The organism is Sorangium sp. So ce394, from assembly GCF_051474665.1.
GTDB classification, from domain to species: Bacteria; Myxococcota_A; Polyangia; order Polyangiales; family Polyangiaceae; genus Sorangium; species Sorangium cellulosum_D.
In genome coordinates, this window is the sequence record NZ_CP150339.1 from 6,104,585 (window position 1) to 6,120,171 (window position 15,587).

Genomic DNA, 15,587 nt, shown 5'->3' on the forward strand with positions numbered 1-15,587 from the left:
CTCACTCGCCCCGCTCGAGGAGGTCCCACGTCGCGCGCACGAGCAGATCGTGCGCGGTCGTGTCGTCCTCCTCGAGGTGGGCGACGCCGATCCGGAGGGTCATCCGGAAGGGCATCGACGGGATGCGCCGGAACCGGTGCTGGCGCACCTTCTCGCCGAGCACCTTCGCGAACGCGGACGCCCGCGTCCGGCCGATCCCGGGGCGGACGATCGCGAGGAAATCGCGGCGGTACCGCCCGAGCAGCCCGCCCTCCGGCACGTAGATCCGCACCACGCGCGCGAGGTCGTTGAGGATGCGGTCGACCGCCGCCCGCCCGTGCTTCTCCTCGATCTCCTGGAGGCCGTCCACGCCGAGCAGCAGCAGGGACAGCCGCCGGGGCCGCTGCTCCCTGGCGCGCTGGACCTCCTTCTTGAGGAAGGCCCGGAGCCGCTCCTCGTGGACGACCTCGTCGAGATCCTCGTCGCGGTGCCGCGCGTCGCCCGCGAGCTTCGGCGCGGGGTCCAGGGGCTTCGGCCCGGGGTCCTGAGGCTTCGGCCCGGGATCGGGCTCGACGGCGCGGGCGCGCCGGTCGCCGAGCTCGAGGCCGCGGCGCGACTCGGGCTCGACGGCGCGGGCGCGCCGGTCGTCGAGCTCGAGGCTGCGGCGCGACGACGGCGGCGGGCCCGTGGACGGAACCGGCCCAGGGGGCGGGCTCGACGGCGGGGGCGCGCCGAGGGCCTCGGCCATCAGGGTGACGGCCGCGGTGGCGCGGTCGAACCGGTCCCTCGGATCGATCGCGGTCGCCTGCTGGAACCAGGCGTCGAAGGCGGGCGGCAGCCGGACGGTGCGGCGCCGCGCGGCGCGGGCGCTCGCGGGCTCGGGCAGCCCCGCCGCCATCCGCTGGAGGAGCGCGAAGATCGAGGGCAGGACGTTGGCCTCGGTCAGCCAGTAGGGGCTGCCCACGAGCAGCGTGAAGGCCACGTGCGCCAGCGCGTGGATGTCGGCCTTCGGTCCGACGGCGCCGTCGCCGCGGATCTGCTCGGGCGCCATGTAGAGCGGCGTCCCGAGGATCGCGGTGCGGTCCGCCATGCTGCTCTGCGCCGCGATCTTCGCCAGGCCGAAATCGAGGACCTTGACGCACGGCGAGCCGTCGTCCCGCCGCGTCAAGAAGAGGTTCGCCGGCTTGAGATCGCGATGGACGATGGCCGCCGCGTGCATCTTGTCGAGCGCGCGCGCGACCTGGGAGAGGTAGAGCACCACCTCCGCCGGCGGCAGCGGGCCGCGGCGCGCCGACAGGCTCGCGAGCTCCTCGCCCTGGAGCAGGTCCATGACGAGGAAGGGCATCCCGGAGTCGGCGTCGATGCCGGCGTCGGAGACCGGGACGATGTGATCGCTCTCGATCCCGCCGGTGATCTTGGCCTCCTGGGCGAACCGGGCGCGCATGCCGGGGTCCTGGATGGATCCCGGGAGCATCACCTTGAGCGCGCGGCGGCGGTCGGTGACCTCGTCGACGACCTCGTACACCGCCCCCATCCCGCCCGCCTTGAGCGAGCGGACCACGCGGTATCGCCCGTGGAAAAGCGTGTCAGGTCGGAGCTGCGCGAGGCTCGGCGGATCCATCGGGAGATCGAGGGCACAGGAGCATAGATCGGACGGGGCCCGGGCCGGGCACCGTTCGCGACGAGCGCGGCGCGGGGGCGCGGCCCTCTTCGCGATGCGGCGCACGTCGCGGGGGCGCGGATCGCGGCGGGGGCGCGGCCCTGGTCGCCGAGGCGCGGCCCTCGTCGCGGAGGCGCGGCGCTGGTCGCGGAAACGCGGCGCTCCCGCGGAGGCGCGGGGCCCGGCACTGCGGCAGAGTCGGCCCGGCTGCGCCATGATTGCGCCATGGACGCGAGCCGGCGTGCGGGCGACGGCGCCGTCGCGGGCACGCCGGTCGCGCTCGCTGCGGGGCGGCGGGCGGCGGAAAACTCGACGCCCCCGGCGGCCACGTGGTAGCTCGGCCGGGTGGGTTCGTCTGCGCTCGCCGTCCTCTCCGCCGCGAGGCGGAGCTCCGCAACGTGGGTCGCGGCCGTGTTGCTCGGCCTCGGGGCCGTGACCCTCGCAACCCAGAGCTGCGGCACCGCCGCCGTGGGCATCGACGCCTGCCGGCAGATCGAGACGGCCCGGTGCGAGGCCGCCGCCGCGTGCCCGGCGTGGGTCGGCTCGGCCGACGCCGACGAGCGGGTGGACGCCTGCGTCGAGTTCGTCTGGGACCAGTGCCTCCACGGCATCGAGAACGCCGGCACCGAGGACCACCCCGCGCCGGAGCCGACGGGAAGCCAGATCAAGGCCTGCGTCGACGCCATCGGCGCGACGCGCAAGTGCGCCGCCGACAACGTCGCTTCCATGGCGGAGTGCTCCGCGGCGCCGCCCGCGGACGGCGCCGACGGCGCGCTCAGCCCGTGCGACGTGATCACCAGGCGAGCCCATGCGCTCAAGGCCTGCGCGTTCGTGGTCGACCCGACCGGTGCGGGCGGCGGCGCGGGCGACGGTGGCGGCGGCGGAAGCGCCAGTGGTGCCGGTGAAGGCGGGGGGAACGGCGGCGGCGGTGGTGGCGAAGGGGGCGGCGGCGGTGGCGCCGGCGGTGAAGGCGCCGGCGCTGACGGTGAAGGCGGCAGCGGTGGCGCCGGCGGTGCCAGTGAAGGCGGCGGCGCCGGCGGCGCTCCTGCTCCCTAGTTCTTTCTTCGGGCCCACAGCGCGCATCTCGCTCGATCCGCTCCGCAAGCCGCCCGTCTCAAGGCTCGAGTTGGCCTACTCGGCCCTCGAGTAGCACAATTCAAGCGTTGAAACGGCCCGCTCGGCCCCCGAGTCGCACAATTCAAGCGTTGAAATGCCCCGCTCGGCCTCCGAGTCGCCCATCTCAACGCTTGAAACGGCCCGCTCGGCCCCCGAGTCGCCCGTCTCAACGCTTGCCTCAAGCCTTGCAACGGCCGGCGCCCTCCCCGCGCGGGGCGGGCCGCGTTTCATGTGGCGCCGTTCCCCGGCTTGGACTAGTGCCCCCTGCCGATGGGCCGAGCTCGAGCTGGTTGTGGAACCTCGTCCGGTGCGGATCGCGAAGGCGGGCTCTCGCCGCAGCCCTGGTCCGGCCGGCGCGCCCTGGCGCTCGCCGTGCTCGCGCTCGCGGCCTGCACCAGCGGGGACAGCGACGACGACGACGACAACGGGCGGATCCAGACCTCGCTCGCCATCGACCCGCTCGCCTTCCTGGGCGACGTGCGGTGCTCGAACGAGCCGGGGGCGATCCGCAGCTACGTCGCCACGCTCACGGACGAGAGCGCGGAGGGCGGTCCGTTCACCCTCCCCTCGTCGCCGCCGGTCCCCTGCTCGTCGCGCGTGTCGTTCACCTACGTCGTCGAGGGCCACGAGTACACGGCCAGGATCGACGGCTACGCGCAGTACGCCGAGGAGCTCACCCCCGTCGGCGACGAGACCTCCGGGAGCCCCCACATGCTCGTCGACGGCGCCCAGGTCGCGCCGCGCTGGACGTGGGCGTGCCCCGGCCCCGACGCCGCGGACGACGCCGGCAAGCTCGTGGCGAAGACGGGCGTCAACGTCGTCGTCCAGGGGTGCGCCGCGGTCTCCCGCCCCGACGACACGCAGCGCGCGGCCATCGTGCTCGACCCGGCGAGCGCGCTCGGCGCGCTGCAGTGCGGGGCCGGCGACCGAGAGATCGCGTCGTTCGACGTCCTCCCCCAGGGCGGCGCGCTCCCGCCGGTGCTCGGCGTCGGCTGCCCGCCGGCCGAGCCCATCGTCTACGACCTCGGCGCCGCCCCGGCAGGGGCCCACGTCTTCCGCCTGGAGGCGAAGAACGCCGCGGGCGATCTCCTGTTCGGGTCGAGCTGCTTCGCCGCGGCGAGCGCGGGCGTCACGTCGACGGCGACCTGCGACCCGCTGTCCGACGCGGGAGCGCTCGAGCTCGACCTCGGCGCGCTCCTCGAGGCGGAACAGCTCGCCTGCGGGGCCGGCGCGGCCAGCTACACGGCGACCGAGCCGCTGCCCGAGGGCGAGCGGCCCGAGACGGACGCGCCCCCCTACGTCGGCCCGGTGCCCTGCGGCGAGCGCGCGCTCCTCTCGGCCCTCCCGCCGGGCGCGTACACGACGGACGTCAAGGTGCTCGACGCGCAGGGGGCGCCGGTGCTGTGCGCCGATTGCAGCGGCGAGGTCCGCCCCGGCGCGACCACGCGCGCCGCGTGCGCGCGCCGTCACGCCGGGGCGTGCGCCTCCCCCTGACCGGAGCGACGTCCAGGGGCCGGCAAACCCTTTGCGCCGGCCTGCCCCTTGGAGTACCTGAACGCATCCGTCGCATCCCCTGAACAGCGCGGGTCAAGGGCGAGCGGCGGAGGCCGGATTCGACCTCGTCGCTCGCCGATCGAGGCCTGAGACGCCTCTGCCGCCCCGCTCGACGCTCGAGCCGCGCTGGGATGGGCCTCTACGACGGGGCCGCGCGCGCCGCGCTCGCCCCGCGCCTCGGGTGCAGATCCCATGGAAGAGACGTCGAACATCCAGCAGAAGGTACCGGTCAGCATCCAGGACGAGCTCCGGACGAGCTACCTCGACTACGCGATGAGCGTGATCATCGGCCGCGCGATCCCGGACGTGCGCGACGGCCTGAAGCCGGTGCACCGCCGGATCCTCTACTCGATGAACGAGCAGAAGATCGGCCCCACCGGCGCGCACAAGAAGTGCGCGCGCGTCGTCGGAGACGTCCTCGGCAAGTACCACCCCCACGGCGATCTCGCGGTCTACGACGCGCTCGTCCGCATGGGGCAGACCTTCAGCCTGCGCTACCCGCTCATCGACGGGCAGGGCAACTACGGCTCGGTCGACGGCGACTCGCCCGCGGCCATGCGGTACACGGAGTCGCGCCTGTCCCGGATGGCGGTCGAGCTGCTCGCCGACCTCGACAAGGATACGGTCGACTTCGTCCCGAACTACGACGACTCGGAGCTCGAGCCGAGCGTGCTGCCGGCGAAGTTCCCGCAGCTGCTCGTCAACGGCTCGGGCGGCATCGCCGTCGGCATGGCGACGAACATCCCGCCGCACAACCTCGGCGAGATCATCGACGCGACGATCGCCATCATCCGCAACCCCGACGTCACGCTGGAGGAGCTGCTCCACCTGGTGCCGGGCCCGGATTTCCCGACCGGCGGCCTCATCTACGGCAAGAGCGGGATCGTGCAGGCGTACACGACGGGCCGCGGCTCGATCACGATGCGCGGGCGCAGCCAGGTCGAGAAGACGATGAAGGGCGACCGCGAGCAGCTCGTGTTCACCGAGATCCCCTACCAGGTGAACAAGGCCCGGCTGGTCGCGAAGATCGCCGAGTGCATGAAGGAGAAGCGCATCGAGGGGATCAGCGAGGTGCGCGACGAGAGCGACCGCGAGGGGATGCGGATCGTCGTCGAGCTGAAGAAGGACATCTTCCCGCAGGTGGTCCTGAACCAGCTCTACCGGCTGACGGATCTCCAGGCGACGTTCGGGGTCATCAACCTGTCGATCGCGAACGGGCGCCCGGCGGTGCTGAGCCTGAAGGACACGCTCTCGCACTTCATCGAGCACCGGCGCGAGGTGGTGACGCGGCGCTGCCGCTTCGAGCTGCGGCAGGCCGAGTCGCAGCGCGAGCTCGTCGAGGGGCTCGGGATGGCGACGAGCGACATCGATCGCATCGTCGCGACGATCCGGGCCTCGAGCGACACGGACGAGGCGCGGGAGAACCTGCAGAGGCTGCCGCTCCGCGGGCTCGGCGAGTTCCTGCGGCGCGCCGGCCGGCCGGAGCCCGAGTGCGCCGAGGCCGACACGCGCGGCGACTACTTCCTGTCGGAGCGGCAGGCCAAGGCGATCCTCGAGATGCGGCTGTCGCGCCTGACCGGCCTCGAGCGGGAGAAGCTCGCGAAGGAGTACGGCGAGCTGTCGCAGACGATCGAGCGGCTCCGGGCGATCCTCGCGGACATGGGGCTGCTCATGAACGTGATCGTGATGGAGCTCGAGGAGATCAAGGCGCGCTTCGGCGACAAGCGGCGCACCGAGATCGTGCCGGCCGAGGCCGAGATCCAGATGGAGGACCTGATCCAGGAAGAGGACATGGTCGTGACCATCTCGCACGCCGGCTACCTGAAGCGGACGCCGACCTCGACGTACCGGGCGCAGCGCCGCGGCGGCAAGGGGATGGTGGGGATGGAGGCGCGCGAGGAGGACTGGGTGAGCCAGCTCTTCGTGGCGTCGACGCACTCGTACGTCTTCTTCTTCAGCGACAAGGGCAAGGTCTTCGTCAAGAAGGTCTACGAGATCCCGCAGGCGCCGCGGAACGCGAAGGGCCGGGCGATCGTGAACTTCGTCGGGATGGAGCCGGGGGAGAAGGTCGCGGCGATCACGCCGGTGCCGAGCTTCGACGGCGAGACGTTCGTGGTGACGCTGACCCGCCGCGGGCAGATCAAGAAGACGGCGCTCAACGAGTACGAGAACTACCGGGACAAGGGGATCATCGGGGTCCGGATCGAGGAGGGCGATCAGCTGTTCACGGCGGCGCTCACCGACGGCAAGCGCGAGCTCGTGATCGCGACGCGGAGCGGGATGAGCATCCGCTTCCCCGAGGATCAGGTGCGTCCGACGGGCCGCGCGACGATGGGCGTGAAGGGCATCGAGCTCGACGAGGGCGACGTGGTGGTGGGCCTCGGCGTGAGCGGCGACGGGCGCGACCGGGTGCTGGCGGTGTGCGAGCGCGGGTACGGCAAGCAGACGCCGCTCGAGGAGTTCCGGCTGCAGAGCCGCGGCGGCAAGGGCGTGATCCTGATCGACGCGAGCGAGCGGAACGGGCCGGTGGTGGGCGTGGCCATGGTGAGCCCGAGCGACCAGGTGCTGATCGTGACCGACCGCGGGCAGATGATCCGGACCAAGGCGAGCGAGATCCGCGAGACGGGGCGCAACGCGCAGGGCGTGCGGATCATGCACGTGGGGCAGGACGAGCGGGTGGTCGCGGTCGAGGCGTTCGCGGCGGACGCGACCGAGGGCGAGGACGGCGGCGGGTCGACGCCGCCGGCGGCGGCCGACGGGACCAACGGGGTCGCGGACCACTCGGGCGGGGACGGGGGCGGAGAGGTCAACTAGAGCGGTTTTTCGCTGGGACTGACACATCGTCCTCCGTCCCTCGTCTCCGTCTTCGCTCTTCCGTCTTCGCTCTTCCGTGCGCGTGCGCGTGCGCGATTCCCCAGAGTCAGCGCGCACGCGCACGCGCACGAAAGACGAGCACGGAAGACGAGAGACGGAAGACGGGAGACGGAAGACGAGAGGCCTTTAAGGCGCAGCGGCCGGCGCGGGGCGGCTCTCGGAGCGAGGCGCGCGGGCGACGGCGCCCTGGCCGACGAGCTGCGCGAGCTCGGTCACGTGATCGTCCGTCGCATTCATCGCCGCGAGCGCGTCGGCGAGCCGAAGGACATACTCGACGTTGGAGCCGCTCGGCCCGTGGGACGCGAGCACCTGCGCGGCGATCTCGGAAAGCGGCGCCTCGCCGAGGTAATCCGGGTTGTCGGGCGTGGCCACGTACACGATGGCCGCCCGAGGCGCGCTCTCCGCGTGCGCCTCCTCCGCCAGGGTGAGCGGCACGTCGCAGCGCGCATATCCGCCCTTCTCGCGGTGATCCAGCGCGCGGAGCACCTCGTCCACGTCGGCGGCGGCGACCCGATAGGCCATCCCCCAGCAGCGCCCGAGAGGCGCCGGGACGAGCGTGACCACCCGGCCCGGCGCCCCGGGAACACCCCGGTGATCGGTGGAGCCCTGCCAGAACCGGCGCGCCCAGCCGGTGATGTACCCGGGCGCCATCCGCTCGAATCGAAACGCCGGCCGCCAGATCAGCGAGCCGTAACCGAAAATCCAGGTCTCGCGATGCACGAGGCCATCCTATCAAACGCCGCCGCCCGCCAGAACCGCCGCGCTCGCCTGGAGGGCTCCCGCCGAGCTGCCTGCATGGGCCGCTAGCGGAGATCCTCCCGGATGTTCCCCACCGAGCGCTGGATCAGCTGCTCCAGCGCCTCGCGGCTGCGGCGCTCGTGCTCGGCCGCCTCCTTGGCCCGCCGCTCCTCGGCGCTGGCCCTGGCCTCGGCGTCGCGCGCCCCGCTCTCGGACGCCCGCGCCATGTCGCGCGCCGCCCGGGCGTCCCGGGCCGCCTTCCGCGCTTGCTCGGCCGCGGACTCGGCCCGGTACCGCGCCTCCTCGGCCTCCTTCTGCAGGACCTCCGCCAGCCGCCGCTGGTCCTCCGTGTTCCTCCGGGCCCGCTCGGCGGCCTCGCGGGCCGCCCGCTCGTTCGCGAGCGCCTGCTCGAGGTTGTACTCGGTCTGGCGGATCTCCTCGAGCTGCGCGGTGATGACCTGGTTCTGGCGGACCACCTTGATGATCCCCAGGGCGGCCATCGCGACCAGCAGGGCGAGCCCCGTCATGGTGCCGGCGATCAGCGTGCGCCGCCGGCGCTTCGCCTGGCTCGACAGCCGGAGCACGGCGTCGAGATACCGCTGCTCCCGCTCGGGCAACTGGCCCTGATAATAGTACCTGTCGCGGAAGCGGCGCGCCTCCTGGGCGATCTTGCCGCGCCACAGGGTGTCGTCGGCGCAGCCGCTCGACTCCCACTGCCTCGCCGCCACGCGCAGCTTGTCGAGGAACGCCGCGTCCTTCTGGTTCTCGTCGAGCCAGCGCTGCAGCGTCGGCCAGCGCTCGATGAGCGACTCGTGCACGATCTCCACGCGGCTGCCGGCGTCGTCGCGCCCCGTCTCGACCGCCAGGAGCCGCGCGTCCGAGAGGACGTGGACCACCCCCTCGATCTCGTCCGGCTCCCCCGGCAGCTCGCGGATCTCCCGCAGGCTGGCGATGGCCCGCGTGCGCTCGGGCGTCACCAGGCGCTCGAACACCGCCCGGCAGAGCTTCGCCTGGCGCACGCTCATCCCGGCCAGCACCGTGTCGGCGTGGCTCGCGAGCGTGCCGGCCACGCCGCCGATCGCCTCGTAGCTCGCCCGCGTCAGCAGCCGGCGCTCGCGATCGCGCAGATCCCACCACCGCGCCGCCATGAACTGCAAGAGCGGCAGCGCGCCGCGGGTCGTCTCCAGCACGTCGAGGATGTCCTCGACCAGCGCCGGGTCCTCGATCTCGTACCGCGCCGCCTGGACGGGCCGCGTGAGCGCGTCGCGCAGCCCGGCGCGGCCGATGGGCGGCAGGACCACGAGCCCGCGCGTCACCGCCGCCATGAAATGCCTGTCCTCGGCCACCCGCTCGATGAAGTCCGACCGCATCGACAGGATGACGCGCAGGGGCGAGGACGCGTCGTCCGCGACGCCCCCGAGACACGAGAGGAACGCGGCGCGCTCGCCGGCGTCGCACGAGAGCGTGTAGAGCTCCTCGAACTGGTCGACGAAGAGCACGACGCGGCGCTGCTTCCGCGCCGCCCACGCGCGCAGCTCGGCCCCGAGGTAGCCCGGCTCGGCGCGCAGCCGGTCGACGAGCATGCGCCCGCGCGACGCGTCGCCGCCCGGCGGCTCCGGCCGCTCCGAGCCGCCCCGCGTCAGCAAGGAGGGGTGGCTGAGCAGCTCGGCGAGCGCCGCCATCGGCTCGCGCCCCGGCCGGAGGATGAGCGACTCCCACCCTCCGCCCGATCGCTTGAGCGCCGGGACGATCCCCGCCCGGACGAGCGACGACTTGCCCACGCCCGACGCGCCGACGATCGCGAGGAGCGGCTGGCTGCGCAGCCGCGTCACCATCCTGGCGACGTCCTCGGCGCGGCCGAAGAAGCGGTCCGCGTCGGCCTCCTGGAACGCCGACAGGCCCGCGAAGGGGCTCTCGTCGGCCCCGAGGACGATCTCGAGGCGCCCGGGCAGGAGCGGCAGGAGCTCGGCGAGGAGCTGCTGCGCCGAGGCGGTGCGCTCGGCCTTCCGCTTGCGGAGGCAGCGATCGATGATCCCGCCGAGCGCGCCGAGCTCCGGGCGCGCGCCGTCGAGCTCGGGCATGGGCTGGTCGAGCAGGGCGACCTGCATGAGGCTGTGCACCGTCACCGGCGCGAGCGGGTGCGCGCCGGTGACGAGCTCGTAGAGCATGATGCCCACGGCCCAGATGTCGCTGGCGTGATCGATCCCCTCCCCGAGCCACTGCTCCGGGGACATGTACGGTATCGTCCCCATCATCGCGCCCTCGCGCGTCAGGGTGGTGCGGAGCGAGATGGGCGCGCGATCGACCGGGCCGGCGACGTCGGTGTCGAGCAGCTTGGCGATGCCGAAGTCGAGCACCTTGATGGCGCCGGACGCCTCCAGCATGATGTTCTCGGGCTTGAGATCGCGGTGGACGATGCCGAGCTTGTGGGCGCACGACAGGGCGCGCACCACCGGCACCATCATCTCCACGGCGGCGCTCGCCGACACCGGCGCCGTCGCGACCGTCTCGTCCGCGCCGGCCGGCCGGCGCTGATCCATCCACGCGCGGAGGCTCTGGCCGTCGATGTACTCGAGCACCATGTACGGATATCCGTCGTGCTCGTTCACATCGTGGATCGTCACGATGTTCTCGTGCTTGCAGAGCGCGGTGGCGCGGGCCTCGACAAGGAACCGCTGGAGTCTGGCGCCGGTCAGGCTGGTGACGACCTTGATGCCCACCAGGCGCCCAAGGCGGACGTCGCGGCCGAGGAAGACGGTGCCCATGCCCCCTCGGCCGAGCTCGCGAATCAGCTCGTAATGGCCGATGAGGGTCCCGGCGCGGATGGCCGGCCCTGTGGCCTGCCGGCTCGACACGGGCGGGCCGGAAGGCTCCTGCGCCGTCGAGGATCGCCGCAGCGGCCCCGTCCTGCTCGCGGGGCTCTCCTCCGGGCGCGGCGCGGGCTCGGTGGGCCCGAGAGGGGCCGCGCCGAGGACCGGGGATTCCGTCGTCGAGGCGCTCGCCAGACCTGCCCCCGGGCCCGGCGACAGGGTCAGCGTCTCCTCCCCGCGAAGGCCGTGCTCCTCGGTGCCGGTCACTTCCCGCGAGGATACCCCAGGGACTCCGCGTTTCACAATGTCACGGGCCGTTGACATCGAGAAATCCACCAGGGACACGCGCGCTGTCGAGTCGAGCGACTCAAGCGCGTCGAGCGACTCAAGCGCGTCGAGCGCGTCGAGGGACTCGAGAGGGCGTCGATAACGTGCGATCCGCCGGCGAGGCGGAGCGCGAGCGCCGCGGATTCTTGGCCTGTCATGGAGCCTGTTCCTTCGACAGCCCTCCTCGGCGCCGAGCGCGGGCGCCGGGGCGCTCGCGGCCTCGATCGATGTCTGTGGCCGGCGGCGGGCCGCGGCGGCGCGACGGAGATGGGCAGTGCCAGGTACGTTGGGAGCGGCGCCGATCTCCCTCGGACCGCCGCTCCCCGCCGCTGGCGCTCACCCCTCGAGCAGCTCGAACCGGATCCCCGCCGCCTGCAGCCGCTCGATGAGCCGCTCCCCCATCGCCACCGCCGGCGTGAGGACCCCGGCGCGCGCCGGCAGCCGCGCGCGGTCGAACGCCATGCAGAGCGCCGCCTCGGCCACCATCTTCGCCGTCTCCGAATAGCCCGGATCGCCGCCGCTCACGCGCGTCACCACCTTGCGCGACGCGCTCTTGCCGTGGAAGGTCACCTGGAACCAGCCGCGCGCCCGCGCCTCGGCGCTCGGCCCTTCCCCCGGGCTGCGCACCTTGCGGAGCAGGTCCCGCGTCGGCCCCACCTTGGCGAGCGCCGCCACGGCGCCGAAGCCGGCGATCCCGATCACGAGCTGCAGCCCGGACTTGACCTGCACGTAGTGCCCGTACTGGAAATCGGGGCCGTAGACGTCGAGCTCCCGCGCGCTCCGCAGCACGATCTCGGGATCGATGCTCGGCAACGGGCAGACCCAGGCGCGCAGCCCCTTCTCGTAGCGGATGCGCCCCTTGAGCCCCTGCGCCTTCCGCCCGCCGCGCGCCTCCTCGGAGCGCGCCTCGCGCCGCCTGCGGCCGCCGCGCGCCATGCCCTCGAGCACCGACTGCCACGTGCCGCCGGAGAAGCTGCCGTGCGCGCGCACGACGCCCTCCACCGCGATCGGCTCGCCCGCGGGGAGCTTCGTCACCGTGAAGAGCGCGCCGAGGTCGTGCGGGATGCTGTCGAAGCCGCAGCAGTTGACGATCTTCACGCCCGCCGCGCGGGCGGCCTCGTGGTGGCGCGCGAGGAGGCGATCGACGAACTCGGGCTCGCCGGTGAGGTCCGCGTAGTCGGTGCCCGCGCGGATGCACGCCTCGACGAGCGGCTCGCCGCGGCTCGAGTACGGGCCGACGGTCGTGATGACCACGCGCGCCTGGCTCGCCATACGCTCGAGCGACGCCGCGTCCTCCGAGGTCGCCTCGATGACGCCCACGTCGGCGCAGGCCGGATCGATCGCCTCCAGCGCCGCCTTCACCTCGGCGAGGCGCCCCGCGTTCCGGCCGGCGATCGCGAAGCGGGCGGGTCGCTCCGAGGCGTCGTCCCGGGCGGAGGCCTCCTTGCCCCGGGTGGCGAGATACTCGGCGACGAGGCGACCGGTGAAGCCGGTCGCGCCGTAGACGATCACATCGTACGTGCGGTCGAGGGTCATGGGGGGAGCCTTGATACCACGACCGCGGGCGGGAACGTCACCGTCGGCACCACGAGAGAGAAGGCGGGACCCAGCCGCCGAACGAGCGCTCCAGGTGCTGCGCCACGGCGATCGTCACGTGATCGTTGCCGTGGATCGCCGCCACCTGGACGCCGAGCGGCAGCCCGTCGGCGTTGAGGCCGAGCGGGACCTGCGTCGCCGGCATCTCCATGACGTTGAGCACCGCGGTGTACGTCCACTGGAAGGGCGGCAACAGCGGCGCGTAGTGCCGCGGCGCGGGCCGCGGGTACGACGGGTAGAGCATCACGCCCCGCTCGCCGATGCGCGACACGAGCTCGGCGCGGAGCGCCTCGCCGAGCTCCAGGGCGCGCGCGATGCGCGAGGGGACGAGCCGGCCGACGTCCTCGAGCAGCGTGAGCCCGAGCGCGGGCAGCGTGTGCGCCGAGCGGCGGAGCGACCAGCGGGCGAGCTCGCGCGGCAGGCTGACCGGGCGGCCGTCCCCGAGCAGCGCGCGGAACGTGACGCCGCCGGCCACGCCCAGCATCGCGGTCCAGATGTCGAGCGCCCGCGCGAGGAGCTCGATGCGCGCCTCGCGGACCGTGGCCCCGCGCGCGGCGAGCGCCTCCACCGCCCGCCGCTGCGCGGCCAGGAGATCGTCGCTCACCCGGCGCACGCCGTCGTGCTCGACCGAGAGCACCGTCAGCCCGCCGAGGTCGACCGAGGCCGGGTCGCCGAGGGGCAGCGGCGCGCAGGTCGGATCGCGCGCGTCGGGGCCCGCGAGGACGCGGAGCACCGGCATGAGGTCCTCGGCGCGCCGCGCGATCGGCCCCGAGGTCATGTAGCGGAGCCCGCGCTCGCCGGGCAGCGGGAACTGGCCCGAGGTCGGCACGAGCCCGCCGGTCGGCTTGTGGCCGAAGACGCCGTTGAAGAACGCGGGCATCCGGATGGACCCGCCGATGTCCGAGCCGAGCCCGATCGGCGCGCCGCCCGCGCCGACCACCGCGGCCTCGCCGCCCGAGCTGCCGCCCGCGGTGCGCGCCGGGTCGTAGGGGTTGTTCGTCCGGCCGTAGAGCCGGTTGTTCGTCTCCATCCACATGCAGAGCTCCGAGACGTTGGTGACGCCGAGCGGGATGAAGCCGGCGGCGCGCATGCGCGCGACCGTCACCGCGTCTTCCGTCGCGCGCACGCCGGCGCGGGCGACGAGCCCCGCGGAGTTCGGCATGCCCGCGACGGCGAAGCTCTCCTTGATGGAGCACGGGACCCCGAGGAACGGCGGCGCCGCGGCGGCGTCGCCGCGCTCGAGGAGCGCGTCGGCGGCGCGCGCCTCGGCGCGGGCGGCGTCGAACCGGTCCGCCACCATCGCGTTGAGCGTCGGGTTCACGCGCTCGATGTGCCGGATATGGGCCTCCACGACCTCGGCCGACGTCACGGCCCGGGCGCGGATCAGCGCAGCCAGCCGGGTGGCGGAGAGCAGGAGCAATGGATCTCGTGAAAGCATGGGCGTGGGTGCGATAAGGGATCAGGCGCGGGACGGCGACCCGGGTCAAGAGGCCGCCCCAGGGCCCGACCATGGCCCACCCGCCCTCCCCGGCGCCAGCCGCGCGTGGCCCTCGCCGCGCGCGCGCCGCGCGCCGCCCTCCCCGGGCCCCGCCGCCGCCCTCGCCGAGCGCGCGCCGCCCCCGCCCCGCGCCGCCCCCCGCAGCGCCCCGCCGCGGCCTGCGCCGCTGAGCGCGCCCGCACGGCGGCGCGGCGGCGCGCGGACCACCGCCGCCCGCCTATTCGCCCGCGGCGGTCGCCCCCGCGGCCGCGCCCTGCGCCGGCGCAGCCGCGACCGCGCGCCCCCGCGACCGATGCGGGAAGGCCCACCGCACGGCCCCGGTCATGAGCCAGTCGACCCCCCCGCGGCTGTCGACCTGGATGCCGGGATCGACGTACACCTGCACGCGATCGCTGAGCTCTGCGCCGACCTCCAGCACGCTCGTCGACACGACGCGGGGCGCGCCGCGGTGGTTGAACTGGAAGCTCTGGTCCGGGCTCACCCAGAAGCCGCGCGGCAGCTCGACGATCGCGAAGGGCCGCACGAGCGACGTCTGGATGTCGTCGCGCCGCGGATCGCCGCCGAACGAGACCGCGTGCTGCAGCTGGAGCCCCAGCCGCGCGGGCCGCGCCACGCGGACGTACCCTTGAACGAGGGGCGCGACCTGGTTCTTGCCCGAGCCCAGCGCGGGGCGCGTCGCCGAGTCGAGGATGAGATCCGAGCCGAGGACGAGCGCGTACCGCGGCGTGCCGATCGCGCGGACGAGCGGCCGGATCAGGACGTCGCCGAGCCCCGCGTCGCGCTGGCCGTCGACCCCGCTCACGACCGCGAACGGCACGTCCGCGCGCAGCGAGAAGCTCCTGTCGAAGGCGTAGTCCCCCCGGATCACCGCGGCGTTGAAGAACCCGCTCTTGCCGCGCGAGACGAAATCGTCCCGGACCTCGATGAACGTGCTCAGGTTGGCGGCCGCCGGCGCCTGCGTCCGGGGCGGCGCGGCGCCGCGCCGCCCCGGCCCGGGGCGCGACGGCGCGGGGCGCGACGGCGCGGGCTGCAGCGGCCGCGCGGGCTGGGCGCTCGCGAGCGCCGCGAGCTCCGCGCGTCGCGCGGGCTCGACGCGATCCGCGGCGGCGCCAGCCCGCGCGCAGCACAGCGCGACGAGCCCGATCGCGGCGGGACAGACCGCGCGGCGGTGCCGGCGACCGCAGGGCGAGATCGTTCGACTGGCAGGGCGCGCCTGCGCCACGCGATGCGCTTGCATGGCGGTTCCATGGTGGAGCCGCGCGAACCGGCGGCAGTCGGTTCAAGGCAGCACTCTGCGCTTCGGGCGCGCACGAGACGAGGTCCGGTGTTTGCTCACACCTCCCCTGGGGCTCCGGCAGCGGCGCCGCATCCGCTCGTCTCCGCGCGCTCCATGCGATGCGCTCAGTGCGCGCGATGCGCTCGGTGCGCCTCGCAG

Annotated in this window: 9 protein-coding genes; 3 read left to right on the plus strand and 6 right to left on the minus strand. The window is 73.9% G+C overall.

The window, feature by feature from the left end; all coding sequences use genetic code 11:
- Position 1: 1 nt before the first annotated feature.
- A complete protein-coding gene (locus tag WMF33_RS22295) occupies positions 2 to 1,600 on the minus strand; it encodes a protein kinase domain-containing protein (RefSeq protein WP_437339026.1) in 1,599 nt (532 codons plus the stop codon).
- Positions 1,601 to 1,984: 384 nt separating this feature from the next.
- Here WMF33_RS22295 and WMF33_RS22300 point away from each other — a divergent pair, with 384 nt between their 5' ends.
- The 3 genes from WMF33_RS22300 (at position 1,985) to gyrA (ending at position 7,123) form a co-directional block, all read left to right on the plus strand.
- The gene (locus tag WMF33_RS22300) at positions 1,985 to 2,695 is read left to right on the plus strand and encodes a hypothetical protein (RefSeq protein ID WP_437339027.1); all 711 of its coding nucleotides are present in this window, start codon (positions 1,985 to 1,987) and stop codon (positions 2,693 to 2,695) included.
- Between the two features lie 330 nt (positions 2,696 to 3,025).
- The gene (locus WMF33_RS22305; RefSeq protein ID WP_437339028.1) at positions 3,026 to 4,249 is read left to right on the plus strand and encodes a hypothetical protein; all 1,224 of its coding nucleotides are present in this window, start codon (positions 3,026 to 3,028) and stop codon (positions 4,247 to 4,249) included.
- Positions 4,250 to 4,501: 252 nt separating this feature from the next.
- Complete coding sequence (gene gyrA / locus WMF33_RS22310) at positions 4,502 to 7,123, plus strand: DNA gyrase subunit A (protein ID WP_437339029.1); 2,622 nt, start codon at positions 4,502 to 4,504, stop codon at positions 7,121 to 7,123.
- 186 nt (positions 7,124 to 7,309) lie between these two features.
- On the opposite strand, the gene WMF33_RS22315 is transcribed toward gyrA, so the two are convergent.
- The 5 genes from WMF33_RS22315 to WMF33_RS22335 all read right to left on the minus strand — a co-directional run bounded on the left by WMF33_RS22315 (position 7,310) and on the right by WMF33_RS22335 (position 15,389).
- Complete coding sequence (locus tag WMF33_RS22315; RefSeq protein WP_437339030.1) at positions 7,310 to 7,903, minus strand: gamma-glutamylcyclotransferase; 594 nt, start codon at positions 7,901 to 7,903, stop codon at positions 7,310 to 7,312.
- A gap of 83 nt (positions 7,904 to 7,986) precedes the next feature.
- Positions 7,987 to 10,998, minus strand: a complete 3,012-nt coding sequence (locus WMF33_RS22320) for an nSTAND1 domain-containing NTPase (protein WP_437339031.1) — start codon at positions 10,996 to 10,998, stop codon at positions 7,987 to 7,989.
- A 396-nt stretch (positions 10,999 to 11,394) separates the two neighbouring features.
- Complete coding sequence (locus WMF33_RS22325) at positions 11,395 to 12,594, minus strand: saccharopine dehydrogenase family protein (protein ID WP_437339032.1); 1,200 nt, start codon at positions 12,592 to 12,594, stop codon at positions 11,395 to 11,397.
- Positions 12,595 to 12,631: 37 nt separating this feature from the next.
- The gene (locus WMF33_RS22330; protein WP_437339033.1) at positions 12,632 to 14,092 is read right to left on the minus strand and encodes an amidase; all 1,461 of its coding nucleotides are present in this window, start codon (positions 14,090 to 14,092) and stop codon (positions 12,632 to 12,634) included.
- Positions 14,093 to 14,369: 277 nt separating this feature from the next.
- Complete coding sequence (locus tag WMF33_RS22335; protein WP_437339034.1) at positions 14,370 to 15,389, minus strand: hypothetical protein; 1,020 nt, start codon at positions 15,387 to 15,389, stop codon at positions 14,370 to 14,372.
- Positions 15,390 to 15,587 lie beyond the last annotated feature (198 nt).

Coding starts and splice junctions, on each gene's coding strand:
- WMF33_RS22295 (WP_437339026.1), bottom strand. CDS start 1,600: ATGGATCCGCCGAGCCTCGCGCAGCTCCGACCTGACACGCTTTTCCAC.
- WMF33_RS22305 (WP_437339028.1), top strand. CDS start 3,026: ATGGGCCGAGCTCGAGCTGGTTGTGGAACCTCGTCCGGTGCGGATCGC.
- gyrA (WP_437339029.1), top strand. CDS start 4,502: ATGGAAGAGACGTCGAACATCCAGCAGAAGGTACCGGTCAGCATCCAG.
- WMF33_RS22325 (WP_437339032.1), bottom strand. CDS start 12,594: ATGACCCTCGACCGCACGTACGATGTGATCGTCTACGGCGCGACCGGC.
- WMF33_RS22330 (WP_437339033.1), bottom strand. CDS start 14,092: ATGCTTTCACGAGATCCATTGCTCCTGCTCTCCGCCACCCGGCTGGCT.
- WMF33_RS22335 (WP_437339034.1), bottom strand. CDS start 15,389: ATGCAAGCGCATCGCGTGGCGCAGGCGCGCCCTGCCAGTCGAACGATC.